The 25,745-nt window shown below is 72.5% G+C and carries 25 protein-coding genes; 10 read left to right on the forward strand and 15 right to left on the reverse strand.

Annotated elements, in window-relative coordinates; translation table 11 throughout:
- The first annotated feature begins 6 nt into the window (after positions 1-6).
- Positions 7-651, forward strand: coding sequence for a nitroreductase family protein (locus tag AB0368_RS07815; protein ID WP_366153021.1), 645 nt, complete (start codon positions 7-9; stop codon positions 649-651).
- 6 nt (positions 652-657) lie between these two features.
- Here AB0368_RS07815 and AB0368_RS07820 read toward each other — a convergent pair whose 3' ends face one another.
- A complete protein-coding gene (locus AB0368_RS07820; protein WP_366153022.1) occupies positions 658-1,908 on the reverse strand; it encodes an FAD-binding protein in 1,251 nt (416 codons plus the stop codon).
- A gap of 49 nt (positions 1,909-1,957) precedes the next feature.
- The gene (locus AB0368_RS07825) at positions 1,958-3,190 is read right to left on the reverse strand and encodes a YncE family protein (RefSeq protein ID WP_366153023.1); all 1,233 of its coding nucleotides are present in this window, start codon (positions 3,188-3,190) and stop codon (positions 1,958-1,960) included.
- Between the two features lie 144 nt (positions 3,191-3,334).
- Between AB0368_RS07825 and AB0368_RS07830 the strand changes: the two genes are divergently transcribed.
- From AB0368_RS07830 to AB0368_RS07840, 3 genes are all read left to right on the forward strand, one after another.
- Positions 3,335-4,492, forward strand: a complete 1,158-nt coding sequence (locus tag AB0368_RS07830; protein WP_366153024.1) for a helix-turn-helix domain-containing protein — start codon at positions 3,335-3,337, stop codon at positions 4,490-4,492.
- A gap of 80 nt (positions 4,493-4,572) precedes the next feature.
- Entirely contained in the window at positions 4,573-5,229 is a 657-nt protein-coding gene (locus tag AB0368_RS07835) for a DUF6230 family protein (protein WP_366153025.1), read from the forward strand.
- An 11-nt stretch (positions 5,230-5,240) separates the two neighbouring features.
- Positions 5,241-5,945 (forward strand): hypothetical protein, encoded by a 705-nt coding sequence (locus AB0368_RS07840; protein ID WP_366153026.1) that lies wholly within the window; start codon positions 5,241-5,243, stop codon positions 5,943-5,945.
- On the opposite strand, the gene AB0368_RS07845 is transcribed toward AB0368_RS07840, so the two are convergent.
- From AB0368_RS07845 to fxsT, 4 genes are all read right to left on the reverse strand, one after another.
- Positions 5,946-6,632 carry a TetR/AcrR family transcriptional regulator gene (locus tag AB0368_RS07845; protein WP_366153027.1) on the reverse strand — a complete coding sequence of 229 codons (687 nt, stop codon included), beginning with the start codon at positions 6,630-6,632 and terminating at the stop codon, positions 5,946-5,948.
- A gap of 84 nt (positions 6,633-6,716) precedes the next feature.
- Complete coding sequence (locus AB0368_RS07850) at positions 6,717-7,658, reverse strand: lamin tail domain-containing protein (protein ID WP_366153028.1); 942 nt, start codon at positions 7,656-7,658, stop codon at positions 6,717-6,719.
- A 40-nt stretch (positions 7,659-7,698) separates the two neighbouring features.
- Complete coding sequence (locus AB0368_RS07855; protein ID WP_366153029.1) at positions 7,699-8,394, reverse strand: hypothetical protein; 696 nt, start codon at positions 8,392-8,394, stop codon at positions 7,699-7,701.
- A gap of 72 nt (positions 8,395-8,466) precedes the next feature.
- A complete protein-coding gene (gene fxsT / locus AB0368_RS07860) occupies positions 8,467-11,271 on the reverse strand; it encodes an FxSxx-COOH system tetratricopeptide repeat protein (protein WP_366153030.1) in 2,805 nt (934 codons plus the stop codon).
- A gap of 102 nt (positions 11,272-11,373) precedes the next feature.
- Here fxsT and AB0368_RS07865 point away from each other — a divergent pair, with 102 nt between their 5' ends.
- Positions 11,374-12,681, forward strand: coding sequence for a protein kinase (locus AB0368_RS07865; RefSeq protein WP_366153031.1), 1,308 nt, complete (start codon positions 11,374-11,376; stop codon positions 12,679-12,681).
- On the opposite strand, the gene AB0368_RS07870 is transcribed toward AB0368_RS07865, so the two are convergent.
- The 7 genes from AB0368_RS07870 to AB0368_RS07900 form a co-directional block, all read right to left on the reverse strand.
- The gene (locus AB0368_RS07870; protein WP_366153032.1) at positions 12,678-14,138 is read right to left on the reverse strand and encodes a beta-propeller fold lactonase family protein; all 1,461 of its coding nucleotides are present in this window, start codon (positions 14,136-14,138) and stop codon (positions 12,678-12,680) included. The genes AB0368_RS07865 and AB0368_RS07870 overlap by 4 nt on opposite strands.
- Before the next feature lie 75 nt (positions 14,139-14,213).
- Complete coding sequence (locus AB0368_RS07875) at positions 14,214-14,945, reverse strand: S26 family signal peptidase (protein ID WP_366153033.1); 732 nt, start codon at positions 14,943-14,945, stop codon at positions 14,214-14,216.
- A 2-nt stretch (positions 14,946-14,947) separates the two neighbouring features.
- Positions 14,948-15,517 carry a hypothetical protein gene (locus tag AB0368_RS07880; protein WP_366153034.1) on the reverse strand — a complete coding sequence of 190 codons (570 nt, stop codon included), beginning with the start codon at positions 15,515-15,517 and terminating at the stop codon, positions 14,948-14,950.
- Positions 15,518-15,668: 151 nt separating this feature from the next.
- The gene (locus AB0368_RS07885; RefSeq protein WP_366153035.1) at positions 15,669-16,679 is read right to left on the reverse strand and encodes a LacI family DNA-binding transcriptional regulator; all 1,011 of its coding nucleotides are present in this window, start codon (positions 16,677-16,679) and stop codon (positions 15,669-15,671) included.
- Positions 16,680-16,727: 48 nt separating this feature from the next.
- Positions 16,728-17,351 carry a LuxR C-terminal-related transcriptional regulator gene (locus AB0368_RS07890; RefSeq protein ID WP_366153036.1) on the reverse strand — a complete coding sequence of 208 codons (624 nt, stop codon included), beginning with the start codon at positions 17,349-17,351 and terminating at the stop codon, positions 16,728-16,730.
- A gap of 91 nt (positions 17,352-17,442) precedes the next feature.
- Positions 17,443-17,646, reverse strand: a complete 204-nt coding sequence (locus tag AB0368_RS07895; RefSeq protein ID WP_366153037.1) for a hypothetical protein — start codon at positions 17,644-17,646, stop codon at positions 17,443-17,445.
- Between the two features lie 117 nt (positions 17,647-17,763).
- Positions 17,764-18,375: a hypothetical protein gene (locus AB0368_RS07900; RefSeq protein ID WP_366153038.1), complete on the reverse strand. Its 612-nt coding sequence runs from the start codon at positions 18,373-18,375 to the stop codon at positions 17,764-17,766.
- 170 nt (positions 18,376-18,545) lie between these two features.
- Here AB0368_RS07900 and AB0368_RS07905 point away from each other — a divergent pair, with 170 nt between their 5' ends.
- The 5 genes from AB0368_RS07905 (at position 18,546) to AB0368_RS07925 (ending at position 24,127) form a co-directional block, all read left to right on the forward strand.
- Complete coding sequence (locus tag AB0368_RS07905) at positions 18,546-19,451, forward strand: hypothetical protein (RefSeq protein ID WP_366153039.1); 906 nt, start codon at positions 18,546-18,548, stop codon at positions 19,449-19,451.
- A 1-nt stretch (position 19,452) separates the two neighbouring features.
- The gene (locus AB0368_RS07910) at positions 19,453-20,634 is read left to right on the forward strand and encodes a serine hydrolase (protein ID WP_366153040.1); all 1,182 of its coding nucleotides are present in this window, start codon (positions 19,453-19,455) and stop codon (positions 20,632-20,634) included.
- 126 nt (positions 20,635-20,760) lie between these two features.
- The gene (locus AB0368_RS07915; RefSeq protein ID WP_366153041.1) at positions 20,761-21,891 is read left to right on the forward strand and encodes an alpha/beta fold hydrolase; all 1,131 of its coding nucleotides are present in this window, start codon (positions 20,761-20,763) and stop codon (positions 21,889-21,891) included.
- 109 nt (positions 21,892-22,000) lie between these two features.
- Positions 22,001-23,245, forward strand: a complete 1,245-nt coding sequence (locus AB0368_RS07920; RefSeq protein WP_366153042.1) for a toll/interleukin-1 receptor domain-containing protein — start codon at positions 22,001-22,003, stop codon at positions 23,243-23,245.
- Between the two features lie 39 nt (positions 23,246-23,284).
- A complete protein-coding gene (locus tag AB0368_RS07925) occupies positions 23,285-24,127 on the forward strand; it encodes a hypothetical protein (RefSeq protein ID WP_366153043.1) in 843 nt (280 codons plus the stop codon).
- A gap of 14 nt (positions 24,128-24,141) precedes the next feature.
- On the opposite strand, the gene AB0368_RS07930 is transcribed toward AB0368_RS07925, so the two are convergent.
- Both AB0368_RS07930 and AB0368_RS07935 read right to left on the reverse strand, forming a co-directional pair.
- Entirely contained in the window at positions 24,142-24,834 is a 693-nt protein-coding gene (locus AB0368_RS07930) for a hypothetical protein (RefSeq protein ID WP_366153044.1), read from the reverse strand.
- Positions 24,835-24,844: 10 nt separating this feature from the next.
- Positions 24,845-25,729, reverse strand: a complete 885-nt coding sequence (locus AB0368_RS07935; RefSeq protein WP_366153045.1) for a DUF4231 domain-containing protein — start codon at positions 25,727-25,729, stop codon at positions 24,845-24,847.
- Positions 25,730-25,745: the final 16 nt, after the last annotated feature.

The raw sequence follows: 25,745 nt of genomic DNA on the forward strand, positions 1-25,745 counted from the left end.
GCCCGCATGCCCGAGCTGACCGCCGATCAGGTGCTGACCACGACCCGCTCCGTCCGCAAGCGTCTGGACCTCACCCGGGACGTGCCCCTCTCGCTGGTCAGGGAATGCCTCGAGATCGCCCTCCAGGCGCCGAGCGGGTCCAACCGGCAGGCGTGGCACTGGGTCGTCGTGACCGATGCACAGCGGCGCGCCGCCCTGGGAGAGCTGTACCGCAAGGCGGTCCAGGACTACCTGGCGTCCGAGGGCGCCGCCGGCAAATTGTTCGCCGGCGACGACTCCCGCGCCCCGGTGCAGCAACGTGTGGGCGACAGCGTCGCCTACCTCGGCGACCGTCTGGGCGACGTTCCCGTGCACGTGATCCCGTGCCTGCGCACCGGGCGCGAACAGCTTCCCCAGGGAAACCAGGCCGGGCTGTGGGGCTCGCTGCTCCCCGCCGCCTGGAGCTTCATGCTGGCGGCCCGCACCCGCGGCCTCGGCACCGCGTGGACCACCCTGCACCTGGCCTACGAGCGCGAGGCCGCCGACATCCTCGGCCTGCCCGCCGGCGTGCACCAGGGAGCGCTGATCCCCACCGCCTACTACACGGGTGACACCTTCCGCCCGGCAGCGCGGCAGCCGCTCGACGAAGTCCTGCACATCGACGGCTGGTAGGCCCGCCTAGTCGAGCAGGGTGTCGAGCCACGGATTGCGGAAGATCCGATTCGGGTCGTACTCGCGGGCCAGGGCCACGAAGTCGGCGAAGCGGGGGTACTGGGCGCGTACCGCTTCCGGGGTCGTGGTGTAGACCTTGCCCCAATGCGGGCGGGGGTCGAGGGGTGCCAGGGCCTCCTCCAGTTTCGCCACCGCCGGCAGGACCGCGTCGGCGTCGGCGATCCAGGTGAAGTGCAGGGCGAACGTGTCGCGGTGGTAGTTGGGGCTCAGCCAGAGGTCGTCGGCGGCGATAGTCCGCAGTTCGCAGGTCTGCAGCACCGGGGAGACGTCCGGGCCGATGGCCTGCACCGCGTCGATCGCCTCCAGGGCACGCTCGCGCGGTACGTGGTACTCGGACTGGAGTTCCTCGCCGCTGCTGGGGGTGAACTCCAGGCGGAAGTGCGGCAACCGGGTGTGCCACGGTCCCGGGTCGCCCGACTGGTCGGTGCTGTTCAGCGCCGGCATGCCGGGAACGGGGTGACGGGGGCCGTCGGCGCGGCGGGCGCCGTACCAGTCGCCGGCGGGCAGGGGGTCGCGGCGCTTGAGCCAGGCCATGGTGATGTCGGGCCGGGTCCAGTCGGTGAAGAAGCTGACGCTGTACCCGTCCGCGAGCATCTCCGGCAGGTGGGCCTCGACCGACGCCCGCGGTACGTCGTCGTAGACGTACTGGCGGATCTCGTACGCGGGCTCGACGTCCAGGGTCAGGGCCGTGATCACCCCGAGGGCGCCGAGGTGGACGACCGCCCCCGCGAACCTGTCGCCGTCGGTGTCGCGGCGCAGCGTGACGAGCTCGCCGTCACCGCGGATCAGTTCGATGCCGCAGACCCCGGCGGCCAGATTGGCGTGGCGGCCGCCGGAGCCGTGGGTCGCCGTCGCAATGGCGCCCGCCACCGAGATGTGCGGGAGTGACGCCGTGTTGTGCAGCGCAAGTCCCTCGGCGTCCAGGCGGCTGAAGAGCTCGCCGTAGCGGATGCCGCCGTCGACCCGGACCGTCCTGCGGTCCGGGGCGACCTCGACGATGCGGGGCAGCTCGGTCAGGGAGACGAGGTCGCCCGCGGTGTCCGCCATCCGGTTGAAGGAGTGCCCGCTGCCCAGGACCTTGACCGGATTCCCGGCCGCCACCAGCTCCTGCACCTGCTCGACGGTGGCCGGCCGGCGCAGCCGGCGCGCGCCGAAGACGATGTTGCCTGCCCAGTTGGTCACGCGTTCGTCACTCATGGGGTTCAGCACATCACGGATGCATCGGCAGGGACATCGGTGCGCGAGATCAGGATGCCCGGGGCGGCGTCCAGGTGGTGGCGACGTGCCCGATGCGTACACGCTGGGGGTGGTCACCAACCTGGACCCTCGCGACCCGCTTGCCGGTCGCGAAGCTGATCGCGGTCACCTGGTCGGCGCCGGACTCGGAGATCACGCAGTCCAGCCCGTCGCCGCTGACCGTCGCCCAGTACGGCTTGCTGGCGGTGACCAGCTCGCCCTGGGTCAGCGTGGCCCGGTCGACGATCGTGGCGTAGTCGTCCATGGTGCCGGCCACGCAGAGCTTGGCGCCGTCCGGGCTGATCGAGAGCCCGTGGTGGCGCGAGTCGTTGACCCAGGTGGTGCGGTCCTCGTTGGTGGCGGGGTTCTTCGGCAGCTCCTTGACCCGGGTGATCCGGTCGCTCGGCACGTCGTACTCGACCACGCCGTTGAAGAACGAGACCTGGAAGTACAGCTTCTTCTCGTCGGGGGTGAAGACGGCCGGGCGGACCGCGTCGGACAGGTCGGAGCGGCCGAACGCGTCGAGGCGGGGACGCATGTCGATCGTGCGTACCGTCTGGAAGGTCGTCGCGTCGGCGACGGTGATGTGCCGGTCGCCCTTGGTCCAGTCCGCCGAGGGATCGTCGAGCGACGTGTTGACCTCGCCGATCGACATGTTCCAGAGATAGCGGCCGCCGTCGGTGTAGATGTTCTCGTGCGGCGTGTCGCCGGCGGCGAAGGAGCCCAGCTGCCGGCCGGTGACGATGTCGAGCACGTGCACGGTGTCGGAGGTGGAGGCGGAGACCGCGACGGCCTTGCCGTCGGGCGACACGGCCATGTGGTCGGAGCGGAAGCCGGAAACCGGGAACCGCCAGCGGACCGCCCCGGTGGCCAGGTCGATCGAGACCACGTCGGCGAAGCTGGGCCGCGAGACCACCAGCGCGCTGCCGTCCGGGGTGGTGTACATGTCGTCGACGAGCTGGTCGTGGCCTTCGCCGGGGCCGAGCTGGATGCCGAGGTAGAACGCGAGCTTGATCGGGTTGAGGTAGATCTCCCAGAGCCGCTCGCTCTTGTCCGGCACGACGTTGATCCGGCCCAGCTTGGCGAAGTCGCCGCGCGAGGCGATGACGTCGACCGTGCCCTCCCAGTTGTTGCCGACGAACATGACCTCGCGGAGGGGCGGCGCGGCGGCCTGCGCGGGCACTGCCGGTACGACCGCGATGAGAAGGGCTATCAGGGCCTTCGGTACGGATGCAGCGCGCACGGACGCCTCCCGGCCGGTCGGGCGGGGCGCGGATCCGGGCTGTTCCGCCGGACGCCCCACAATGTTACTTTGCGGTAACGCATAGGGAACAATGAATAACTCCGCGCGGATAGAGGACGGGAACCAATGCCGCAGCAGCCCGTTGTGCACCGCCCACAATCGCGCGAGGACGCCCTGGCGGTCCTGGTAGCCGACCTCGCCGGCGACGCGCAGCTCGTCGACGACGTGGTGCACGCGGCCCGCTGCGAGTCGCCCGGGATCGCGAGGATGCCCCGGTCCGAGAGCCGGCGGCACGTCGCCGCCCTGCTTGCCGCCGGGTTCGCGGCGTTCACCGGTGACGGCGAGCCGGACTTCGGCCCGGCCGCGCGCTTCGGCGCCGAACGCGCGACGCTGGGCGTGCCCGTGGCAGCGCTGCTGTCCGGGCTGTACGCGGGCCGCAGCCGGATCCTGGAGATCGCGATCGAGCGGGGCCGCGCCGCGGGCATCGCCACCGACGTGATGCTGCAGGCCCTGCTGAAGCTGGACCGCTACGGCACCCGGCTGGAGCGGCACATCGTCGGCGGATACCGGGCCGCCGAGCGGGAGCTCAGCCGCGATCAGCGCGACGCCCGGATCGGCCTCCTGCGGCGGTTGCTGCTCGGCGAGGACGACGGCACCGCGACCGACCCGGGCCGGTTCGGGCTGCGGGCCGGCGGGACGTACCACTGCCTGGTGTCCGATGCCGCCGACCCCGCGCGGGTCCGCCGGCTCGAGCAGGCCGTCGCCCGGTGCGGCGGCGTCGCGGCTCCGGTGGCCGGGCTGCTGGCCGGGCTCACCCCCCGGCTGCCGTCCCCGCCGCCGGCCACGACCGCGCTGGTGGTGACCACCCCGGCGGTCCCGCTCGAGCGCGCGCCGGCGGCGTACGCCCTGGGCGTGACGGCCCTGCACGCGGCCGCCGGAGAGGCGCTGACCGGCGTGCACGACGTGGTGGACCTGGCCGGTGAGACCGCGCTCGCGGCCCAGCCGATGCTGGCCGGCTTCCTGTCCCGCAGCCTGCTCGGGGCCCTCGACCCCGGCGACGAGTTCCACCACGACCTGGCGTACACCGCACTGGCCTATCTGGACGCCGGGCAGCGCCTGGACCGCACCGCCGAGGCGCTGCACCTGCACCCGAACACGGTGCGGTACCGGCTGCGCCGGCTCCAGGAACTCACCGGGCTCGGCGAGCGGCTGACCGTGCTCGACACCGTGCGCTGGTGGTGGGCCCTGCGGTCATGGCCGGCGCCACCGGCCGGAGAACATCGACGGCAATTCATGTCTTGACGGTCCTTCCGGGCTGGAGTTACGGTCCGTCCACCCAGAAACACGACCTTTTCTGGATCCTCCTGGACGGAGTCACGACGGTGACCGAACCTCGCTCGACATCCCCGGAAGGCCGCATCCGCTGGCGCCGCTTCGGCGTGGTGATGGCGCTCAGCACCGTCGCCACCGCCGGCGTGGTGTCACTGATCTCGCAGGGCGCGCTGGCCGCGACGTTCGTCGTCTCCGGCCAGCAGTTCAAGGTCAGCGCCGACGAGCTCGTGGCCTCCGGCTTCATCCAGTACGGCACGGTCGACGCCCGCATCGAGCCGGGCGGCGACCCGCAGAACCAGAAGCCCGAACCCGTCGCGGTGTCGGCGATGAAGACCGCCACCCTGACCAACCTGTGCCAGTCCGTCGTCACCGACCTCGGCGACTTCGGCTCGGTCAGCCTGATGATCCGCGCCGGCACCGGCGGCCAGCCGGTGACCGCAAAGAACATGGTCGTCGACATGTCCCAGCTCGAGGGCAACGCCAAGTTCGAGACGATCGAGATCGGCCGCGACGCGTCCACGCTGGACAAGGGCCCCGACAACGACCCGGGCGAGAAGGCCCAGCGCCGCGAGGGCTTCTTCAGCCAGCAGGCCGACCGGGTCACGATCACCAACCTCAAGCAGGTCGCCTGGTCCACCTCGGCGGGCGAGTTCAACCTGCGCAACCTCAAGCTGTCCCTGCACTGGGGCAAGGACGAGTGCTTCTAGAAGGAGAAACGATGCGACACCTCCGCCGTACGGGCGTCGTCGCCGCCCTCGGCCTCGGCCTCGGCGTCCTGCCCGCCGTTCCCGCCCTGGCGCTCGCCGCCGGCACCACCGTCGGGCCGGCCGGGCACGCTTACGCCGCCACCCTGGTGAGCGGCACCACCGCGGCCTTCGTGGTCGGCAGCACCACGGTGACCTGCAACCAGTCCGGCAACACCGGGCTGGTGCCGGCCGAGCCCGCCAACACCAGCCCGGACGGACCGGTGGTGTCCGCCGTGACCCCGGCCACCTTCACCAACAACGGTGGCAACTGCCCGACGAACGTGCTGTTCACGACCGCCCGTACCGCCTCCAACAACACCAACGGCGACTGGACCATCGCGCTGCAGTACGACGCGGCGGGCTCCACCGGAACGATGACGATCCCGACCGCGGGCGTGGTCACCACGATCTCCGGGCTGGCCTCCTGCACGGTCCTGGTGGCTCCGGACGGCCCGGCGACCCTGACCGGGCCGTGGATCGACGGCACCGAGACCACCCCGCCGGTGCTGGACTTCTCCGCCGGCGTGAGCCTGCCGATCCGCGTGACCGGCGGCCTCACCTGCCCCACCGGCGCCACCACGGCGACCTTCCGGGCCCGGTACGCGATCACCGACACCACCGACGCGACCCAGCGGATCACCGTGACCGACGGCACCGTCGCGCCGCCCGAGGGGTGATCAGCCGGATCCGGCCACCCGGGCCGCCACGGCCGGGCCGAGGAACGGCACCAGCACGAAGTACGTGAGGTCGGGCAGGCGGTCCGGAAGGTCCGCCGCCCGGCCGGTCGAGACGAGATCGAAGATGATCCCGTACACGCCGGCGATGACGGCCTCCACGACCCCGGCGGGCACGACGGGACCGCCGGGGCGCTGGGGCACGTCGGCGAAGAAGCCGGAGTAGCTCTCCAGCAGCAACCGCCGCCGCTCCCGCGCCCGCGGCCCGGCGGCCAGCACCTCGACCACGGCCAGCACCGCGAACGCAGGTTCCGCGGCGAGCACCCGCAGCAGCGTGTCGAGCCCGCACCGGATCCGCTGCGGCCACCTCGCGGGCCGGGCGAACGCCTCGGCGACCGTCTTCTGCATCAGCTCGACGCCCAGATCGAAGGCGGCGAGCAGGCACGCCTCCTTGTCGGTGAAGTGCTCGTAGAAGGCGCGCGTCGACACGCCGGCCGCGGCGCAGATCTCGGTCAGGGAGGCGTTCGGATACCCCTTCTCGGCCACCACCCGGGCCATCGCGTCGATGAGCCGGTCCCGCTGGGTCCGCGACACGAACTCGCGGGGCAGGTCGTGCCGCCCCCGCGGCAGGCGTGCCACCTCGACTGCCGCGCCCGACCCCGGAAGCCGCTCCCGCTCGCCGGCGACCATGGTGCCCCCTTGCTGCCTACCCCTGCTGTCGCCTGCAGCCTAGTGCGCGCGGGTCAGCGCAGCGCGGCGACGGAACGCCGTGCTTCAGGGGTACTGCATCCAGGCACGCAGGTCGCCCCGCGGGTCGAACACGTACGCGCCGTCGCCCAGCGCCTGCTCGTCGTCGGTCGGGTTGTCGAAGACCGGCGAGGTCAGGCCCCAGTGCTTGTGGGTGGCGGTGTCCCTGCCCTTGCCGACGTGCACCCAGACCGATCCGGCGGCGGGGACCACGGTGCCGGCCGGGAACGTGTAGCGGCGCAGGCCCGAGTCGCGGACCCACCAGCCGCCGACCGGTACGGCGTAGCGGGAGGCGTTGTCGACGCGTACCCATTCGCCGTTGAGATTCTGGTCGTCGAGCCCCTCGGCGTCGTAGTTGACGACGGCCGTGAGCGCCGCGCTCTGGTACGGGCCACTTCCGCAGGTGTCGGTGTCGAAGAGGTTGAGTCCCTCCCGGGCGGCGCGCGCCTGGGCGACCCGGTAGGACGCGTTCCAGGCCCATTCGCCCTTGAACGGCTGCCACAGCGCCAGGCCGTGGCGGATCAGGTCGAGGCCGACGTCGTGCCACACCCCGTTGATCCGGACCTCGACGGCGCGCAACGGCCGGTTCCTGCTGGAGCTCGACGCGTGCTGCGCGGTCATCCGGACCACCCCGCCGCCGGCCTTGACCAGCCGCTCGAAGCGGGCGGCGGCGGCCAGGGCGTGGCACTCACCGCGGCGGCGGGCGGGGATGGACGAGTAGACGCTGAACTCCATGGCCTGCGCGTTGATCAGCCGGATCCAGCGCGGGTTGTTCGCCCCGTCGCCCGCGATGTCGACCAGGACGGTGTCACCGTCGCCGACGCGGACCACCTTGCCGGTCCAGACCTGGCAGGCCTGGCCGCCGCCGGCCGGCAGGCAGGAGCCGGACGCCGCGGCGGCGGGCACGGCGAGACCGGTCACCGTCAGGACGACGGTGAGCAGCAGGGCCAGTCGGCGCAGCAGGGGCATGCCTGCCCATCGGCCACGCCGGGCCGGGGCTGAGCGTTTGTCATCCGCAGGGGGCCTGCACCGACCAGCCGCAGTCGGGGCAGAGGTCGAAGGCGGCGTAGCGGCGGACCCGCGCCCCGCCGCATCCCGGGCAGCGGGCCGGCCGCTCCCCCGCCGGCCGGGGGCCGAAGAGCCGCAGCACCGAGAACCCCAGGACCGGCCGCAGGACGCCGTCGCCCGGATCCACGGCGAGCGTTCCGGTCCGCTCCCGCACGAAGGCCCGGACCACGAGCCAGGGCCGGGCGTGCCGGGGCGGCTCGTCGGCCAGCAGCGGCGCCACGTCCGCCGGCGCGGCCTCCTCGACGCCGGAGACCACGGTGGCGTGCTCCCGTACGCCCTCGGCACCGAGCCCGTCGCGCCACGGGCGTTGCGGTCGCGGGCGGGTCGCGGCGGGACGGGCCGCCAGCACGAGACAGACGCCGCTGGTGTCGGTGCCGAGCATGCCGACCTTCACGCCGGCGCCGCGGCCGTCGTTGAGGCCGGACAGCCGGGCCGGCTCGTCGGGCGTGGCGGCACCGGGGTGCAGCAGGTGGGCGGTGCCGCGGAGGAAACGCCACAGCGCGGCCCGTACCGCCGGGGTGACGACCTCGTCGCAGCGGCGCTCGCTGCCCGGGCCGTCGCGGTGCCGCAGCGGGGGAACGAAGATCGGCGGGTGCGGGCGGGAGGGCCCGTACGGCTCCGGTGACGCCGAACGCATGATCGCATCGTGTCACCAGCGCCGCCGTCGATCGGTGCCGACCCACCGGCGGCGGGCCCGCCCCGCCGAACCTCAGTCCTGTTCCCTCGTCTCGTCCAGCCGCATCTCCTGCGCGACATCGCGGGCCTGGCCGTTCCGCCCGGCGTGCCGCAGAAGCTGCACGAGGTACGTCGCCGCCTCGACGGTGTCGGGGTGGCCGTCACCGAGCAGCGCGCGCCGATGCTGGAGGGCGTAGCGGGCCGGCGTCACCGCGTCGCGGTGGCGGCCCGTCGCGCCGAGAAACCCTGCGAGCTGGAACGCGCAGTCGGAGGTCAGGGGATGGCCGTCGCCCAGGACACGCTGGTATCGCCGGAAGGTGTCGTGCAGCAGTGGCAGGGCTTCGCGGCGGCGACCCAGGACAGCGGCGAGGGACCGGGCCAGTTGCAGCGATCGGGGATGGTCCTCGCCGAGGACCCGCCGGGAGCGGCCGAGGGTGTCCTGGAAGAGCCGGGCGGCGTCGGCGTCGCGGCTCATGTGGAACAGGGTGGTGGCCAGGTCGTTGGCGGCGGTCAGCGTGTCGGGGTGGTCCCCGCCGAGGACGCGGCGGTGCCGGTCGTAGGTGTCCTCGTGGATGGCCAGGGCCTCGTCGTGCCGGTGCAGGGTCCGGAGGGTGTCCGCGAGGTTCCCGGCGGAGATCATCGTGCTGGGATGGTCGTCGCCGAACATGCGCCGGCGCCGGTCGTGGGCGTCCCCGTGCAGGACCAGGGCCTCCTGGTGCCGCCCGGTCCGCCGGATGGAGTTCGCGAGATGGCCGGCGCTGATCAGCGTCTCCGGGTGATCCTTGCCGAGGACGCTGCACCGCCGGTCGTAGCTGTCCTGGTGAAGGTTCAACGCCTCGTCATGGCGTCCCAGCTCGCTCAGGGTCCGCGCGAGGTTGTTGGCGGAGATCAGCGTGTCGGGGTGGTCGTCGCCGAGCATCCGGCGACGCCGGTCGTGGATCTCCCCGCCGAGCTCGTAGGCGTCGGTGAAGCGGCCCGACCGGTCGTACGCGAGGGCCAGGTTGGTCCCGACGAAGAGGGCGTACGGATCGTCCGGGCCGAAGCGCTCCTGCCACGACAGGTAGAGGCGGCCGGAGACCTCGCCCGCCGTGTCGGTGTCGCCGCGGGAGAGCAAGTAGGACGTGGCCCGGCAGGCCATCCCCCGCAGTCCGTCGTGGGTGGTGGTGGCCGGGTCCAGGGCGTTGAGGTGCGGCGTGAGCTGCGCCCACCGCGGCCAGTGGACCGGGTCGCGGCCGTCGTCGGGCAGCGCGGCGGCGAGCAGCGTCTCGCAGCGGCGCCGGGCCTCGGGCCGATCCGCCGGGTCGACGCTGTCGCGGATGACGGCCTGGGTGAGCCGGTGCAGCTGCAGGGTGCCCTCGCCGACCCGGGCCAGCCCGAACGCCGCGATGCGGCGCCGGATGTGGGCGAACGCCAGCGGTGTCGTCACCACCTCGGCCAGCGGCGACGGCAGGGCCCCGGGGGTGGCGGTGAACAGGTCCATGGGTATCGGTTCCGGCGCGAGGAACGCGCAGACCCGCAGCAGCTGGAGAGCGGTCTCGTCCTCCGCCGCCAGGCGGCGCATCGACGTGTGGATCACGGCGGCGAGCGGCGCCGGATACCCGTCGGGGACCCCCTCCGAGAGGATCGGCACCGTCTGCTCGGACAGCAGCGTGAGATAGTCGCCGACCGACATGCCGGTCTCCCCCAGCATCTGAGCGGCCTGCGCGATCGCCAGCGGCAGGTCGCCGAGCCGGCCGGCGAGCTCGTCGGCCTGGTCGCCGGTCAGGTGCGACAGGCTGTGGCGCAGCAGGGCGACCGATTCGGGGCGGGTGAACTCCTGCAGCGGCACCGGCTGCACCAGCTGGCCCCACCCCGGGTTGCGGGAGGTGATCAGCACGTGGCCGGCGCCCTGCGGCAGCCACGGCTGGAGATCCTCGCGGCGCTCGGCGTTGTCGAAGACCAGCAGCCAGGCGCTCTGCCGGCGCAGCTGCTGCATCACCAGCGCGGTCACGTCCGGCGTCGGCATGTCGGCCGAGATCCAGCCGGCCGCGACGCCCAGATCGGTGAACTGGTCGCTGATCCGGGTCGGCTGTTCAGCGTCGATCCACCAGACGAGGTCGTAGGTGCCGGCGAAGCGGTGCGCGTACTCGACCGCCAGCGTGGTCTTGCCCACGCCGCCCATGCCGTGGACGGCCTGGACCACGGCCGCACCCCCGCCGTGCAACCGCTCCCGCAGGGCGACCAGCGGTCCGTCCCGGCCGGTGAACAACACGCTGCGCCGCGGCACGTTCCACACCGGCGGCAGCGCGCCCGGGAGTCGCGGCGCCTGCTCGCGCTGCACCTTGGACTTCGCGGTGCCGGGGAACTCGGGCACACCCGCCGCGTCCCGGGCGCCGCCGACGGCCTCGAGCAGCGTGGTACGGGCCTTCCGCTCGTCGAAGCCGAACAGGTCGCGGTGGGCCAGGGTCTTGAGCAGGCGCGGCGGATCGACCTGCGCCACCCGTACGGGCACCACCGGCTGACGGTCGCCGGGACGCTCCGCCATGACCGCGGTCCACTCGTCGGCGGTGAAGCGGTTCCGCTCGAAATATGCGGGCGACCAGACCATCACGATGAGGCCGGCGCGCTCCAGCGCCTGGTTCATCCGGAGCACGATGTTGTCGCCGGCCTGCCAGTCGACGTCCAGCTCGACGGAATAGCCGGCGTCGCGCAGCTGCCACGCCACCCACTCCGCCCAAGGCCGGTCCGCCCCGGCGTACGAGACGAACACGTCGGGGCCGCCGGAGGAGGGCTTCCCCCGCTTCCCGGACTTGCCCTTCCGGGTGCCCTGCTGCTTGCCACCGGCGCCTCTGCCGCCCATACCACCCGACCCATCGTCCCGGCCGGCACCACGGTATACCGTGCGGACCGTCGCGATATCGTCCGGTTGACACCCCCGTACCGTCTGGGTGAGTGTTCCGGGGTGATCCCTGACTGGCCGGCCGCGGGCGATCTGCTCGCCGCGCGCTATCGCCTGGTCACCCGGCTGGAATCCGGCGGCATGGCGGACATCTGGAGCGCCCGGGACGAGCTGCTGGACCGCCCGGTCGCGCTCAAGCTGCCCACCGGCCGCACCGCCACCAGCGCCGAGGCGCTGCATGCGGCCTGGAAGGAGGCCCGGATGGCGGCGCGGCCGTCGCATCCGGGCATCGCGGTCGTCCACGACTACAACGGCGCCGTGCGGCCCGGCGGTTCGGTGGCGCCGTTCGTGGTCATGGAGCTGCTCACCGGCGAGACGCTGGCCGCCCGGGTGGAGCGCGCGCCGCTGAGCCCGCGGGAGGCGGCCCGGATCGGCCGGGACGTCGCCGACGCGCTCGCCGCGGCGCACGCCAGCGGGGTCGTGCACCGCGACATCAAGCCCGGCAACATCATGCTGACGCCGGCCGGCGTGAAGATCCTGGACTTCGGCATCAGCGCCGTCGCCGGGGAGCCGGACGACGACGAGACCGGGGTGACCTTCGGTACGCCCGCCTACGTGGCCCCGGAGCGCCTCGACGGCAAACCGGCCGAGCCCGCCACCGACGTCTACGGCCTCGGTGTCCTGCTGTTCGAGATGGTTACCGGCGATCCGCCGTACCCGGTGGACACCTGGGAGGAGTTGGAGGCCGCCCGCGCCCGCGGTCCCGGCCGCCTTCCGCCGAGGTTGCCGGTGCCGTTCCGTGCCCTGGTCGCCGACTGCCTGCACGACGAGCCCGGGCGGCGGCCGACCGCCCAGGAGGTCCGCGACCGGCTCACCCCGCTCGCCGGCGAGCCGCCACCGCCCCGGCATGGCAGCCGCCGGAGACTCGCCGTACCGGCTGTCGTCCTCACGGCCGCCGCGGTCACGTTTCTGTTCATCGGGCCGCCCGGCCGGGAGCCCCCCAGCGGACCGCGTGCGGCTCCGACCCCGGGCGCGGCTTCCCCCGCCCCGGCCGGAACCCCGTCGCCCACGCGGGCCGCGGCCCGGCCGGACCCGGTGCGGTTCGAGTTCGCCGAGGCCGTCCGCCGGGTGCGTACGGCGGTCGACGACGGGCGCACCTCCGGGCAGATCCGCCCGGACGTCGCCACCGACCTGCTGAACCTGCTGGACACGCTCGACGGCCCGCGATCTGCCGGCGTCGAGGCCCGCATCGGCGACCTGCGGCGCAAGGTACGGGCCCGCACCGGCGAGGGCAGCGTCGCGGAGTCCCGTGCGGCGGTCCTGCAGTCCCGCCTGGACGACCTCGGCAGGGCCGCCGGGATCCGGGGTTAGTGGGTCAGGTTGAGGACGGCGACGTAACCGCGGCCGCTGCCGCCCACGACGTACACGTCGCGGTCGTCCGGGCTGATCGCGATGGCGGAGGCCGTGCTGAGGCCGATGCCGGTGGTGCAGCCGGCGGTGCCGGTGGAGATGCAGCCGCTCGTGGCGGTCAGCTGGGTCAGCACCCCGGTGCTGCTGTTGTGCCGGAAGACCGCCACGCCGTGGCTGCCGGCGGACGTCACGAAGGCGAACAGCCCGTCGGAGCTGAACTCGATCCCGGTCGGTTGCGAGATCGCCCTCGCGGCGGTGCATCCGGTCACCGCGGAACCGATGTACGCGCAGCGGTTGGGGCTGGCCACCTGCGTCAGGACGCCGGTGCTGGTGTTGCGGGTGAAGGCGGCGACGGTGCTGCCGTTCCTGCCGGCGGCGTACACGGTGCGGCCGTCCGGCGCGACGTCCACGTGGTAGGCGCCGGAGATTCCCGACACGACGGTGCAGTTCGTGATGGCACTGGCGGTGTTGTCGTAGACGCACGCGTTCGGGCCGGCCGGCTGCGTGAGCACACCGGTGGTCATGTTGCGCTGGAAAATCGCTACCGCGCTGCCCGCGTAAGCCGCGACGTACACGCTCGTGCCGTCCGGAGAGGTGCGCAGATAGTACGGGTTGACCAGCCCGTAGACGGTCGTGCACCCGGGGGCGGCCGTGTTGGTGTAGCAGCCGGCCGTGCCGCTCACCTGGGTGAGCACGCCCGTGGTCGCGTTGCGCGCGAAGACAGTGAGCGAGTTGGAACCCACGGCGGTGACATAGACGTAAGCCCCGTCGGGGCTGACGACGACGCCGTCGGCTCCCGACAGTTTCCAGGCGGCGGTGCACCCGGCGGGAGGAGTGCCGACGCCGTTGTCGTAGAGGCACCCATTGGGACTGCTCAGGAGCGTCAACGCTCCGGTCGTGGCGTTGCGGGAGAACTCGGCGACCGTCGACGAGTTGTAGCCGACCGCGTACACGTTCTTGCCGTCCGGGCTGATCGACAGGTCGGAGACGGCCCCCAAGACGCCGGGCACCTTGGTGCAGCCGGCCAAGGTGCCGTTGCTGTGGCACCCGGTGGTACCCGCAAGCCGCGTCAGGGCCCCGGTGGTGGCGTTCCGGGAGAAAGAGGCCACGGCCGAGTTGGCGATCGAGCCGACGTACACGTTCTTGCCGTCGGGGCTGACCACGACGCTCGCACCTTCGGAGATGCCGGCGGCGGCCGTGCAGCTGCCGGTGCCGTTGTCGCTGAAGCAGGGTGCGGTCTGGGAGAGGCCGAACGTGGCGCGGGCGGCGAACGAGGACGCGGGACCCGTGGTCGTGGCCGAGAACGCGGCGGAGCTGCCCGGCATCAGGGCGAACCCGCCCAGGCAGAGCAGCGCGAACAGGGTCGCCCCCACCCGCGCCAGGCGGCCGCGGGCCGCACCGATGTTCCGTCCAGCCATCACCATCCTCCCCCCGATACGTCGGCCGCGGAGCGCCGAACTCAAGCTTTCGCCCGCATCACGTCCGATCGGTGGTCACCGGCTCCGCGGGCCGGCCGCGCGGGGGCGCCGGGCGGCCCGGCTCTTCCCCTTCCGCCGGCGTTGCGGGGCGGTCTGGCCACGCGCCTTGCGGCGGCGCGGCGGGGTGGGGCGGTTCGGCTTGGTTCCTACCGCCGGCGCGGTGGGTCGTTCGGGCGTCGTGGTCTCCACCGGAGCCTGGCGGTCCGGCGCCGCGCTCTCCGCGGGCGTGGCGGGCAGCCGCCGCGACACCAGCGCCACGGCGCCGAGGACGAGGACGCTCTGCGCGAGGAACATCGCCGGGCGGCCCTCCCGCAGCAGCAGGGTGGCCGTGCCGATCCGCGGGACGAGCAGCCGCGCGATGCCGCGCACCTGCGACGGCGCCGTCCGGAACCGGTCGTCGCTGCCGTTGGCGTCGCCCCGGGTGATCAACAGGCCCCGCTCGTCGAAGCCGGCGATGCGGTGGGTGAGCGTCGTGCCCGGCTTGTAGGGATCCGGCACGGTGACGACCTGGCCCACGGCGGGCTGCCAGTTCTCGGCCGGCGGCGAGGTGACCACGATGTCGCCGCGGTGCACCAGCGGGCTCATCGAGCCGCTGACGATCACCGCCGGGGTCCAGCCCCAGATCATCGGTACGGCCGTCCACGCGACGATCGCCGCCCCGGCCGCCAGCAGGCCGATCGCCACCATCCGTACCAGCAGCAGCGACCACCCCCGCGGGGCCTGGAGCGCACCGGCCTGCGTACTCATCGTCAGCGGGCTTCCCAGGTGAACGTGGCGTTCGCCGCGGCACCCTGCGCGCTGTCCGGGGTGGTCGCGTTCACCGTGTACGCGATCCGGTAGGTCTTCTGCTGGCCCGCGCCGGTGGGGGCGAACGAGCCCACACCCGACGTGAAGTCCGTCTTGCCGCTGCCGAACGCGGCGAGCGTGCCGGTGTAGTCCGTGGCCGAGGCGGAGAAGCCGGTGCAGCTGCCGAAGGTGCCGCCCGTGCCCTCCTCCACCACCAGGTCGATGTACGGGCTCAGCGCCCCGGAGACCGCGGTGCCGTACAGCTTGACGTTGGTGGCGAGGCTGCCGCTGTAGGTCAGCTTGATGCACTTCTCGCCGAACGAACCCGGCCGGATGTTCGCCGCGGTGAACATGGCGCCGTTGGAGTCGTCGTCACCCAAGGTCACCGTGCCGGCGTTCCAGCTGTTCGCCGAGTTGTCGGTCGATGCCGTGAACGCCGCGCTCGACGCCTGCCACATGGCCCCCGAGCTGACCGCGATCCCGCCGACCACAGCGACCACTGCCGCGTACGTCTTGAATCCGCTAGCCCACATATCAGTTCCTTCTCCCGAGCCCGGCGACGTCTTGCCGCCCCTGTTCACGAGACCAAGGTTCGCCGGTGTACCTCATCCCCGGCTCAAGACGGCGTCAGGTCCGAAGCAATCTCCGGCCGCACGGGCGGTAATCGGGTGCCGTGACTCACAGTCACGCGGAACGGCGGACCACCAGGCGGGTGGTCAGCACCGTCTCGCAGTCGCCGGGGTCCGGGCCGTCGAGCTTGGCCAGCAGCAGCCGGACCATCTCCCGGCCCATCTCCTCGATGGGCTGGTGCACGCTCGTCAGCGGCGGATCGGTGTGCCGGGCGATCACGGAGTCGTCGAAGCCGATCATCGCCACGTCGTCCGGCACGCGCAGGCCCCGCTCCCGGATCACCCGCATGGCGCCCGCCGCCATCATGTCCGAGGCGGCGAAGACCGCGTCGATGTCGGGGTGGTGGTCGAGCAGCCAGGCCATCGCGGCCGCGCCGCTCTCCTCGCTGAAGTCGCCCTGGGCGACCGGGCCCGACGCGACCACGTCACGGAAGCCGTCGAGGCGGGCGATGCCCGCGGCCATGTCCAGCGGGCCGGTGATCGTGGCGATCCGGCGCCGCCCCTGGCGGCGCAGGTACGCGACCGCTTCTCGCGCCCCGCCCCGGTTGTCGGCGTCGACGTAGCACCCCGGCTCGGGGTTGGTGGCCCGGCCGGCCCGGACCGTGGCCACGCCGCGCTCCTCGAGCTGGGCCGGCAGGGTGTCGGTGCCGTGCAGGGACAGCAGGAGCACCCCGTCGACGTGCTGGCGGGTGAGGTAGCCCTCCAGCCGCTGCCGCTCGTGCGGGGCCTGGGCGATCATGAGCACCATCTGCAGGCCCCGCTCGACCAGGCCGGAGGAGATCGCCTGCACGATCCGGCCGAAGAACGGCTCGCCGAAGAACCGCTCGCCGGACTCGAAGATGACCAGCGCGATCGAGTCGGTGCGCTGGGTGACCAGGGTGCGGGCGGCCCGGTTGGGCACGTATCCCAGCTCGGCGATCGCGGTCTCCACGGCGGCCTTCGCCTGCGGGCTGACCTGGGCCGAGCCGTTCACGACCCGGGAGACCGTGCCCCGCCCCACCCCGGCCAGCGAGGCGACCTGGTCCAGGGTCGGCCGTCCGCTCGACCGGCTCCGCTCCACCGCCATCCTGCCGCACCTCCGATCGACGCCCAGGACAACTTACCGCCGGTGCGGTCAGATGAGCCCGGCGCGCACCGCGTACGCCACCGCGTGCGGCCGGTTGCGCAGGTTCAGCCGGTGGGTGACGCCGTACATGATGTTCTTGACGGTCCGGGAGGAGTAGCTGAGCTCCGCGGCGATCTCGTCGGTGTCGAGGCCGTCCGCGATCAGGCGCAGGATCTCGATCTCGCGGTCGGTGAGCCCGCCCGCACCGGCCGGCGCGGCGTAGCGCAGGTCGCGTTGCAACCGGTCGACGTGCTGCAGCAGGCCACCGATCAGGTCCGGCGGCATGACCCCGCCGCCCGCGGCCACCGCGGTGACGCAGCGCACGAGCGCGCCGGCGCTGACCGACCGGCGCGGCACGACCGCGCGGACCCGGAACCGCACCACGGTGAGCAGGGCGTCCGGCATGAGCTCGTCGGCGATCAGCACGACCGGCGCGCCCACCTCGCGGGCGAGCCGGCTCAGCAGCAGGGCGAGCCCGGCCCGTGCGGCGGCGACCACCAGCACGTCCGGCCGCTCGTCGTCGCCGGCATCGGTCACGGTGAGCTGCGGGGCGCCGCGCAGCAACGCGACCAGCCCGGCGCGGTTGAGCGGATCGGCGGTCCGTACCGCGACGCGAAGACGTCCGACGGTCATGGCGACGACGCTAGCGAGCCCGCGCACCCGCGTGACACCTCGATGGCAGGCGGTGACCTCACTGTGCCGGCCTCGTGGACCTCGAGGTAGCTCATGGACAGTGGGCGTCGGTGGTCACGTGCAGCGGCGCGTCCAGCCCGGTGCCGATCATCGTCACGGCGGCCCGGGAGCAGCCGGTGGGCGCGACCGGGTCCGTCCACAGCTCGAGCGGCTGGCCGGCCGCCCGCGCCCGGTCGCCGCGGCCCGCGACGCCCAGGTCGACCGACCAGGTGCCGCGGGTTGAGCTGAACAACACCAGCCGGACCGAGCTGTGGGCGCCCCGGCCACACCGCCGCCCACTGCACCCACGTCACCGGCTACCTCAACTCGACCGGCGGATCGACCAGCACCGTCTGCTGACGAGCGGAAAGGCTCAGTCCTGGCGGGCGGGCTGGGCGGTGCGCCGGCGGGCCTCGGTCACGTCGGCCATCAGCCGGTCCCAGGCGGGATCGGGGCGGAACGGCCCGAGCGGCAGCCGGTCGCCCACCCGGGCCCAGGTGTACTCCCACCACGCCGCCACCCGTACCGGCCACAGTCCGACGCGGACCGCCCCGGCCAGGAAGCAGCGGTGCAGCAGCAGGGTGGCGGTCAGGATGTCGTCCTCCAGCTCGATGTCCTCGTCGTCGATCGCCCGGCCCAGGGCGCGCACGTCGCGGTGCATCTCCGAGTACGCGATCAGCTCCGGCGTCGCCGGCACCCACACCTCGGCGCCGGGCACCAGCATGTCGGCGGCGTACGCGGGCATGAAGGCGACGTCTTCGCTCATGACGATCAGCGGCAGCTCCTCGTGGCCGCGCCGGACGCCCAGCTCGACGCCCGGATCGCCGGTCGGCACGATGACCTGGGCGACGTTGAGCACGTCGCGGACGGCGAGGCGCACCGAGTCACCGATGGCCGGCACGTCGACCGTCACGACGCCGGCGTCCGCGGTCACCCGCGTGCCGGGGAGTTCGTCGAGCAGACCCAGGAGCGCTTCACTCTGCATGCGCCCGGTTATACCCGATCGAGGCCATTCCGCATTACCCATTCCTCTCCGTTATGGATCAATTACGGAACGCTACATATTCAGGTAGCGGCAAATGCGGAGGCTTAGACTTCGAGTACTACGCACCCGCGCACTTGTCCCGCCGGGGAAGTCGGACAAAGAATCGCTTCATGACGCACGGCAAAGAGGATCTGCCTTTCCCGTACAACCAGGACTTCTCCGGCATCGTGACGCGTGTCAAAGGGGTCCGGGAGGCGACCCGTGCCGCGCTGGTCAACTCGCCGAAGGTGGCGTCCTACCTGAAGGCCGGCGCCAACCTGGTCGAGCAGAACCTCGGTGCCTGGGACGGGCCGCCGGCGGCCGACGGCCGCAAGCAGTACTGGTCGGGCCTGCGCTTCCTCACCGAACGGGCGCTGTCCCGGGAGATGGAGACCCTCGAGCCGCCCTTCCTGCGGCAGAAGGGCGACGGCCCCTATCGCGCCACCTGGGCCAGCCACGACGACTACCTCAACGACCTGCTGTCGTTCCTTTTCCACGCCATGAATTACGACCCGCAGTACGACGCGGAGGTCGAGACCCGGGGCTGGCTGGACGACGAGGAGAGCTTCGTCGACGCCATCGACCGGGCGACCTTCCACGAGCTGCAGGCGATCTGCCGGATGCCGCTGTTCCGGCTGCAACTGATCATGGTGGCCACCGCCGACCGCAACGACGGCATCCACGACGCGATCGCCAACAACTACGCCGGCGCCCTCGAGCCGTGGAAGAAGATCTACGAGTCCACGTTCGCCTCGCGTGGCTTCCAGCTGCGTCCAGGTGTGACCCTCGACCAGCTCGCCTACATGCTGGCCGCGGTCACCGAGGGCTTCGCCCTGCACCACCTGGGCGACCCTGCCGCCGGGATCGTCGGCGACGAGATCGCCGACAACCTGGTCGGCATGGCCGTGCTCGGCATCCTCAACAGCTTCCTCGAACCGGTCGCTGAACCCACCGGGCAGACGCTGCGTGAACACTTCCGAGGCGTCTCGAACAGAGCGCGTCCCGCCGACCGCACTCTCGACGACAGCGGGGAATGACATGACGAGCACGACGCAACCACCGGTCCTCGACGCCGCGGCGCCACCGTCCTGGTGGGACCGCCAGAGCGACCTGATCATGCGCCGCCCGTTCAACGAGTTCACCTTCACCCACATGAACTGGCTCATGCCGACGGAGCGCGTAGCCCGCGGCCCGGCCACCCGCCCGCTGCCCGCGGCGCACCTGCCCCTCGACCTGACCTACCGCTTCGACGACGCCGACCACACCCTCACCGACCTGCACCGGCGCACCTTCACCACGGCGTTCGTGGTGCTGCACCACGGCGCGATCGTGCACGAGAGCTACCCCGGCGCCTTCGCCGGGCCGCGCACCCGCATGCAGTTGTTCTCGCTGTCCAAGTCGGTCACCTCCATCCTCGTCGGCATCGCGCTCGCCGAGGGGGCCATCGGTAACGTCAAGGACCAGGTCACCGACTACCGGCCGGACTTCCTGGACACCGCGTACGAGGGCGCCACCCTGGGCGACCTGCTCGACATGAGCAGCGGCGTCGGCGGCCTGGAGAGCTGGGACGGCACCGACAGCTTCATCCGGCAGTTCGAGCGGGCGGTGCTCACCGGCGGCGACGTGGCCGCGATCATCCGCTCGACCCCGCGCACCGCCGCCACCGGCGAACGCTTCAACTACTCCACCTTCGACGCCCAGGTGCTCGGCTGGGTCCTCGAGGCCGCCACCGGCCGGTCCCTGGCGGCGTACGCGTCCGAGACGCTGTGGACCCGCATCGGCGCCGAACGCGACGCCTACTACGGGCTGACCCGCTCCCACCCGCGTACGGCCATCGGCGCCGGAGCCCTCAACGCCACCGCCCGCGACCTCGCCCGCGTCGGCCTGCTCATGGCGAACGACGGCGTCGTCGCCGGCCGCCAGGTCGTCCCCGCCGACTGGGTCCGGCGCAGCCGTGGCGCCGGCCTGGCCCACCTCGCCGTCGGCGCGCTCGGCCCCAGCGGTTACCACCATTACGGGTACGCCAACCAGTGGTGGACCCTCGGCGAGGGCTGCTTCCACGCCTTCACCGGCCTCGGCGTCCACGGCCAGTACCTGTTCGTCGACCCGGTCGCCGACGTCGTCATCGTCAAGTGCAGCGCCTGGCCCACCGAGGACGACGAGACCCGCGACCGCGAGACCATCACCGCGTTGCGCCGGATCGCCGACCACCTCGCCTGAGTTCCCCTCCCCCACCCGCAGTCCCGCCCGGCTGAGCCACGCCTGAGGTAACCCCACGACCGCGGGCGACGCCGGGCGGTTATCCACCATGCCCGAACCACTCACGCCCGGAAGGGAACCACATAGATGAGAACTGCGCCCCGGCGGCGTTTCGCCGTCAGACTGGCCGCCGCACTCCAGGCCACCGCGCTCGCCGTCCTCGGCGTCGTGGTGGCGAGCGGCAGCCCCGCGAACGCCCTGCTCTCCCCCGGGACCGTCCTCACCGCCACCGCCGCCACCCTGCCGTCCGAACTCGCACCGCTGGCCACCGGCAAGCGCATCCAGTACCTCACCACCACGATCTCCGGTGCGACCACCGTCGCCACCGGCCTCGTCCTCACCCCGAAGAGCGGCAGGACGAACCGGACCGTCGCCTGGGGTCACGGCACCACCGGGCTGGCCGACAAGTGCGCGCCCTCGACCAACCAGGCCGTGTTCTGGCCGGAGGCCCGCGCCGCGATCGCCGCGCTGCTCAAGAAGGGCTGGACGGTCACCGCCCCCGACTACCCCGGCCTGGGTACGCCGGAATCGCACCCCTACCTCGTCGGCAACAGCGAAGGCCGCTCGATCATCGACAGCGTCAAGGCGGCCCGCAGCCTCGACAGCGCCCTGACCACCCAGTACGCGGTCGACGGGCACTCCGAGGGCGGCCAGGGCAGCCTGTTCGCCGGCCAGCTCGCCCCGTCCTACGACGGCCCGCTGGTGCTCAAGGGCGTGGCAGCCATCGCCCCGGCGTCGAACCTGGACCTGATCGCGCCCTACATCCCCGGCACGCCCGGGCAGGGCTACCTCGTCATGGCCCTGCACGGCATCAACGCCGTCGAGCCGACCTTCAACCCGAACGCCTACCTGGCCGCCCCGGCGAAGCAGCGCAGCTCCACCCTGCAGACCGGCTGCCTCAACGAGATCCTGGACGCGTACGCCCCGCTGACCGCCGAGCAGCTGGTGCCGGGCGGAGTCGTCGCCCCCGCCGTGCTCTCCAAGCTCGCGCAGTACGGCAACCCGGCGACGGTGGCGCCGAGCGCGCCGATCCTCATCGTGCAGGGCACCGACGACGACGCGGTCCCGTACGACATCACGGCCGGCCCGCTGCTCGACGAGCTCGCCGGGTTCGACCAGCCGGTCACCTTCGTGCCCCTCGACGGAGCGACCCACGACGGCGCGGTCTTCCAGTCGGTGGACACTGTGGCCGACTGGATCGCCGCCCGGTTCTCCTGAACGTCCCGATTCGCCCTCTCGGGACCGGCAGCACCCCACGCGACCACCCCCGCGTGGGGTGCTGCCACGTGGTGTCCGGAATCCGATCGGCCCCACTACGATCTGGCACGTGTCGCGTGCATCGGGTAAGCAGAAGGGCATGCTTCCCCCCGTGCTGGAGCTGTACGTCGTCTGGCATCCCGAGGACGACCTCGGCGCCGACATCGCCCGCCAGCTCGTCGATCACTTCCACGGCACGGCCTACACCGGACTGATCGGCGGGGCCGTCGAGGTGTACGTACGCTCCGCCGGCTGGCAGGACCCGCAGGACGCCCCCCGCCCGATCCCGTTCCCCGGCCGCCCGTGGGCCAACGGCCTCGAGCCGGCGCGGTACGTGGCGGTGGTGCCGGTGCTCCGCAAGAAGATGCAGCGAGCGGTGCAGTTCGGTGACACACCCTGGCGCAGGTACGTCGCGGGCCTGGTCGAGGCCCACCGGCGGGACCCCGAGCACGTCGAGATCTTCCCGATCGCCGTAGATCCGGGCGTCCGCGGCCGGCTGGACGAGCTGATGGGCGATTTCCAGCGGGTGGACACCGTGGAGCAGGGCGGCGGCGACGGTGAGCGGCGCTGCACCGATCTCGCCCAGATGCTGGCGCAGAAACTCGACGGCGTCACCGAGCGCATCCGGGTCTTCATCAGCCACAGCCGGCAGCGGGCCGAGGACGACGAGGAGGGACCCGGCCCGCTGACCGAGGAGGTACGCAGCGTGCTCCGCACCACCCACCTCGACGAGTTCTTCGACGCGGTCGCGCTGCAGCCCGGCCGGAAGTGGAAGGAGGAGCTGCGCCGGAACGCGGCCGAGGGAGCCATGCTCGTCCTGCGCAGCGACCGGTACTCGTCGCGGCCGTGGTGCCAGGAGGAGATGCGGACCGCCAAGTACGCCGGCCTGCCCATCGTCGTGATCGACGACCTCCACCGCGGCGAGGAGCGCGGCTCGTACCTGCTCGACCACGTGCCCCGGGTCCCCGCCCACCTGGGCGGGGACGACCGTAGCGCCGCGATCCGGCGGGCGCTGAGCATCCTGGTCGACGAGTGCCTCAAGCGGGCGTTGTGGCGACGCCAGCAGGAGGCCGCCGCGGACGACACGGACCTCGACGTCGCCTGGTGGGCGGCGCACGCCCCGGAACCGATCACGCTGCTGCACTGGATGGCCGAGCATGCCGACCGCTGCGCCGGCCGGCCGCTGATCCTGCACCCGGATCCGCCCCTGGGCGATCCCGAACTCAGCGTGCTGGAGCAGCTCGCCAAGGCGGCCGGCATCGAGGACGGCATCGAGGTGCTCACGCCTCGCGGCCTCGCCACCCGGGGCGGTTGACGTTTCCGCCGTTCCGTTTCCGACCGAAGGAGTGCCGCGGTGTCCGAACCCCTGCCGACGCAGCGACTGGCCTGCCGAAGACTGGTGCTCTCGATGTCCGACAGCCCGGACCTGCAGCGCCTGGGGCTCACCGACACCCACATCCGCCTGGTGCTCGGCGAGGTGGCCCGGGCGGTGCTGATCGCCGGCGGCACCTTGGCCTACGGCGGCGACCTGCGCATCGGAGGCTTCACCGAATACCTGATGAGCGAGGTGCAGCGGTACGGCCCGCTGGACTATCCGGCGCTGCTGATCGCCCTGGCCTGGCAGAACCACCGCGAGATGACGCTCTCCGACCTCGACGAGAAGCGCCGCTACCTCGAGGACTTCGCCGACATCGTCTTCCTGGACCCGCACGGCAACGAGGTCGAGCCGGAGGAGGGCCGCGGAAACGACCTGGCGGCAGTGGACGACGGCGACCGGGCACCGGCCCTCAGTGCCATGCGGCGGTTCCTGGAGTCCAAGGCGGACGCCCGGCTCGCGATCGGCGGCAAGCGCGAGGGTTTCCAGGGCCGCGTACCGGGGCTGATGGAGGAACTGCTCTTCGCGCTCGAGGGAGACAATCCGCTCTATCTCGCCGGCGGCTTCGGCGGGGCGACGATGGACGTCGCCCGCCTGCTGGGCGCCGGCGACACGGCCTGGTTCCCGCCGCTACCGCCCCCGGCGGACTCCCGGTACGCGGAGGGCCTCGCCCAGATCTCCGACGTGACCGGCCGTGCCGGTTGGTCGCTGCCCGACAACGGCCTGGACACCGAGCAGAACGACCGGCTGATCGCCACCCCCCGGCCCAGCGAGATCGCCAGCCTGGTCACCCTCGGCCTGCACCGGCGTCTGGGCCCGTGACCATCGCCGGACGGTCAGGCGCGGACCGGTGACTGTCCCGGCACCCCCGCCGTCAGGACCTCTGCGGCGTTGGACAGGCCCGCCAGCTTGCCGAAGCTCAGCACGTACCCGACGAGCCGTTTCTGCAGGTCCGCCAGCTCGGCCCGGCAGGCCGCGTCGTCCGGCCACGCCGATTCCGGGCGGCCCTTGTTGGCCTGTTCCCAGTCGTGCAGGGCCGGGTGCCAGCGGGCCAGGAACGGCCGGAGCTCGAGGTTCAGCATGGCGATGGCCAGGTGCTCGACCGCCGGGTCGGTGCCGCCCTGCCGCGACGGCTGGGAATCCTTGAGCAGGTCGCGGATCACGGCGAAGAGGCTGTAGAGGGACGTGAGTGCCTCGCGGACGCGGCCGCTGCCGTCCGCCACGGGCTGCGTGGCGATGCGGGTGCTGGCCTCCACGAACAGCTTCCAGGCCACGTCCTGGCCGTCGCGGGTGACCGCGAAGCGCAGGCGGCTGAACTGCGGCACGCTGACCGTGATGTCGGTGAGGCGCACCGACCGGCGGTAGCCGAAGACGACCACGACGACCAGGAGGCCGACGAACGCGCCGCAGACGGCGAACAGCCACGGCCGGGGCAGTCGTACCGCCTGGTACGCGAGGAAGCCGGCAGCCGCGCCCAGCAGCACGCCGAGCAGTGCCTTTGTCCACAACTCACGGATCCGCGACAGCATTACGCGATCATCACACACTCTCGCGGCGGGCCAGCCACAGCGTGTGCTCGCGCGAGATCGCCCGCTCGGACTCCTCGACGAAGTCCGCCCACTCGTCCTCGGTGGGGCCGGCGCCCAGCATCCGCTCCGCGCGGGTACGGATGATCTGCAGTTCCCGGGCGGTCACGGCGTACGACTGGGCGAGGTTCTGATGGTCCTTGGTCTGCAGCCAGGCGGCGGCGCTGGCGGCCACCGCGCCGAGGATGCCGAGCACGTCGACGTCCAGCACGTCGAACGCCTTGAGCGCGCCCGCCACCAGGCCGATGGACTGGGCGACGACCACGACGGCGAACCAGTGGCGGACCCGGGCCTCGTTGTGCGCCGCCTTGCCGGCGTACCAGGCGATCTGCGAGTCGACCCGTTCGGTGAGGTACCGCTCGCGGCGGCGCTCCAGCGGCTCGGCGCGCAGCCGGCCCATCGCCTCGGGGATCTGCCCGGCGCCGGTCCGGGTCACCACCGACCGCATCTCGCGCATGATGTCGACGAGCCGGGCCGCGAACAGGTCCTCGGCGTCCACCGACGCGTCGTGGCGGAACGCTCCACCCGCGACGCTGTACTGCCAGGCGAGGGTCTTGACGGATTCGGCGACGGCGCGGCCCTCGTACCAGTGTTGCTGCGGTTTGGTGCTGAGGGCGTACGTGGCTGTGCCGATGGCCGCGGCGAAGGCGAGCGCGGCGACCAGCGCGCCGAGGTCGAGGTGGCGGCCGGCGACCGTGGCCCGTACGTCCACCGCACCCCCGACGGCGGCGACGCAGGCCAGGATCAGCCCGGCGAGCGTGTACCGCAGGAACGAGGACTGGCCGTGCGCCGAGGCGGCCTCCGCGTCGGCCAGCACCGGCGGGAAATGGTCCTCCATCGTCACAGCGTCCCCC

The sequence above is a fragment of the Actinoplanes sp. NPDC051475 genome (genome assembly GCF_040689425.1).
Lineage (GTDB): Bacteria > Actinomycetota > Actinomycetes > Mycobacteriales > Micromonosporaceae > Actinoplanes.

What these genes read in the sequence shown, in the direction of transcription:
- AB0368_RS07815 (WP_366153021.1), top strand. Translation starts at nt 7, where the DNA reads ATGCCCGAGCTGACCGCCGATCAGGTGCTGACCACGACCCGCTCCGTC.
- AB0368_RS07935 (WP_366153045.1), bottom strand. Translation starts at nt 25,729, where the DNA reads ATGGAGGACCATTTCCCGCCGGTGCTGGCCGACGCGGAGGCCGCCTCG.
- AB0368_RS07840 (WP_366153026.1), top strand. Translation starts at nt 5,241, where the DNA reads ATGCGACACCTCCGCCGTACGGGCGTCGTCGCCGCCCTCGGCCTCGGC.
- AB0368_RS07885 (WP_366153035.1), bottom strand. Translation starts at nt 16,679, where the DNA reads ATGGCGGTGGAGCGGAGCCGGTCGAGCGGACGGCCGACCCTGGACCAG.
- fxsT (WP_366153030.1), bottom strand. Translation starts at nt 11,271, where the DNA reads ATGGGCGGCAGAGGCGCCGGTGGCAAGCAGCAGGGCACCCGGAAGGGC.
- AB0368_RS07855 (WP_366153029.1), bottom strand. Translation starts at nt 8,394, where the DNA reads ATGCGTTCGGCGTCACCGGAGCCGTACGGGCCCTCCCGCCCGCACCCG.
- AB0368_RS07905 (WP_366153039.1), top strand. Translation starts at nt 18,546, where the DNA reads ATGACGCACGGCAAAGAGGATCTGCCTTTCCCGTACAACCAGGACTTC.
- AB0368_RS07910 (WP_366153040.1), top strand. Translation starts at nt 19,453, where the DNA reads ATGACGAGCACGACGCAACCACCGGTCCTCGACGCCGCGGCGCCACCG.
- AB0368_RS07890 (WP_366153036.1), bottom strand. Translation starts at nt 17,351, where the DNA reads ATGACCGTCGGACGTCTTCGCGTCGCGGTACGGACCGCCGATCCGCTC.
- AB0368_RS07870 (WP_366153032.1), bottom strand. Translation starts at nt 14,138, where the DNA reads ATGGCTGGACGGAACATCGGTGCGGCCCGCGGCCGCCTGGCGCGGGTG.
- AB0368_RS07880 (WP_366153034.1), bottom strand. Translation starts at nt 15,517, where the DNA reads ATGTGGGCTAGCGGATTCAAGACGTACGCGGCAGTGGTCGCTGTGGTC.
- AB0368_RS07915 (WP_366153041.1), top strand. Translation starts at nt 20,761, where the DNA reads ATGAGAACTGCGCCCCGGCGGCGTTTCGCCGTCAGACTGGCCGCCGCA.
- AB0368_RS07820 (WP_366153022.1), bottom strand. Translation starts at nt 1,908, where the DNA reads ATGAGTGACGAACGCGTGACCAACTGGGCAGGCAACATCGTCTTCGGC.
- AB0368_RS07930 (WP_366153044.1), bottom strand. Translation starts at nt 24,834, where the DNA reads ATGCTGTCGCGGATCCGTGAGTTGTGGACAAAGGCACTGCTCGGCGTG.
- AB0368_RS07850 (WP_366153028.1), bottom strand. Translation starts at nt 7,658, where the DNA reads ATGCCCCTGCTGCGCCGACTGGCCCTGCTGCTCACCGTCGTCCTGACG.
- AB0368_RS07875 (WP_366153033.1), bottom strand. Translation starts at nt 14,945, where the DNA reads ATGAGTACGCAGGCCGGTGCGCTCCAGGCCCCGCGGGGGTGGTCGCTG.
- AB0368_RS07845 (WP_366153027.1), bottom strand. Translation starts at nt 6,632, where the DNA reads ATGGTCGCCGGCGAGCGGGAGCGGCTTCCGGGGTCGGGCGCGGCAGTC.
- AB0368_RS07900 (WP_366153038.1), bottom strand. Translation starts at nt 18,375, where the DNA reads ATGCAGAGTGAAGCGCTCCTGGGTCTGCTCGACGAACTCCCCGGCACG.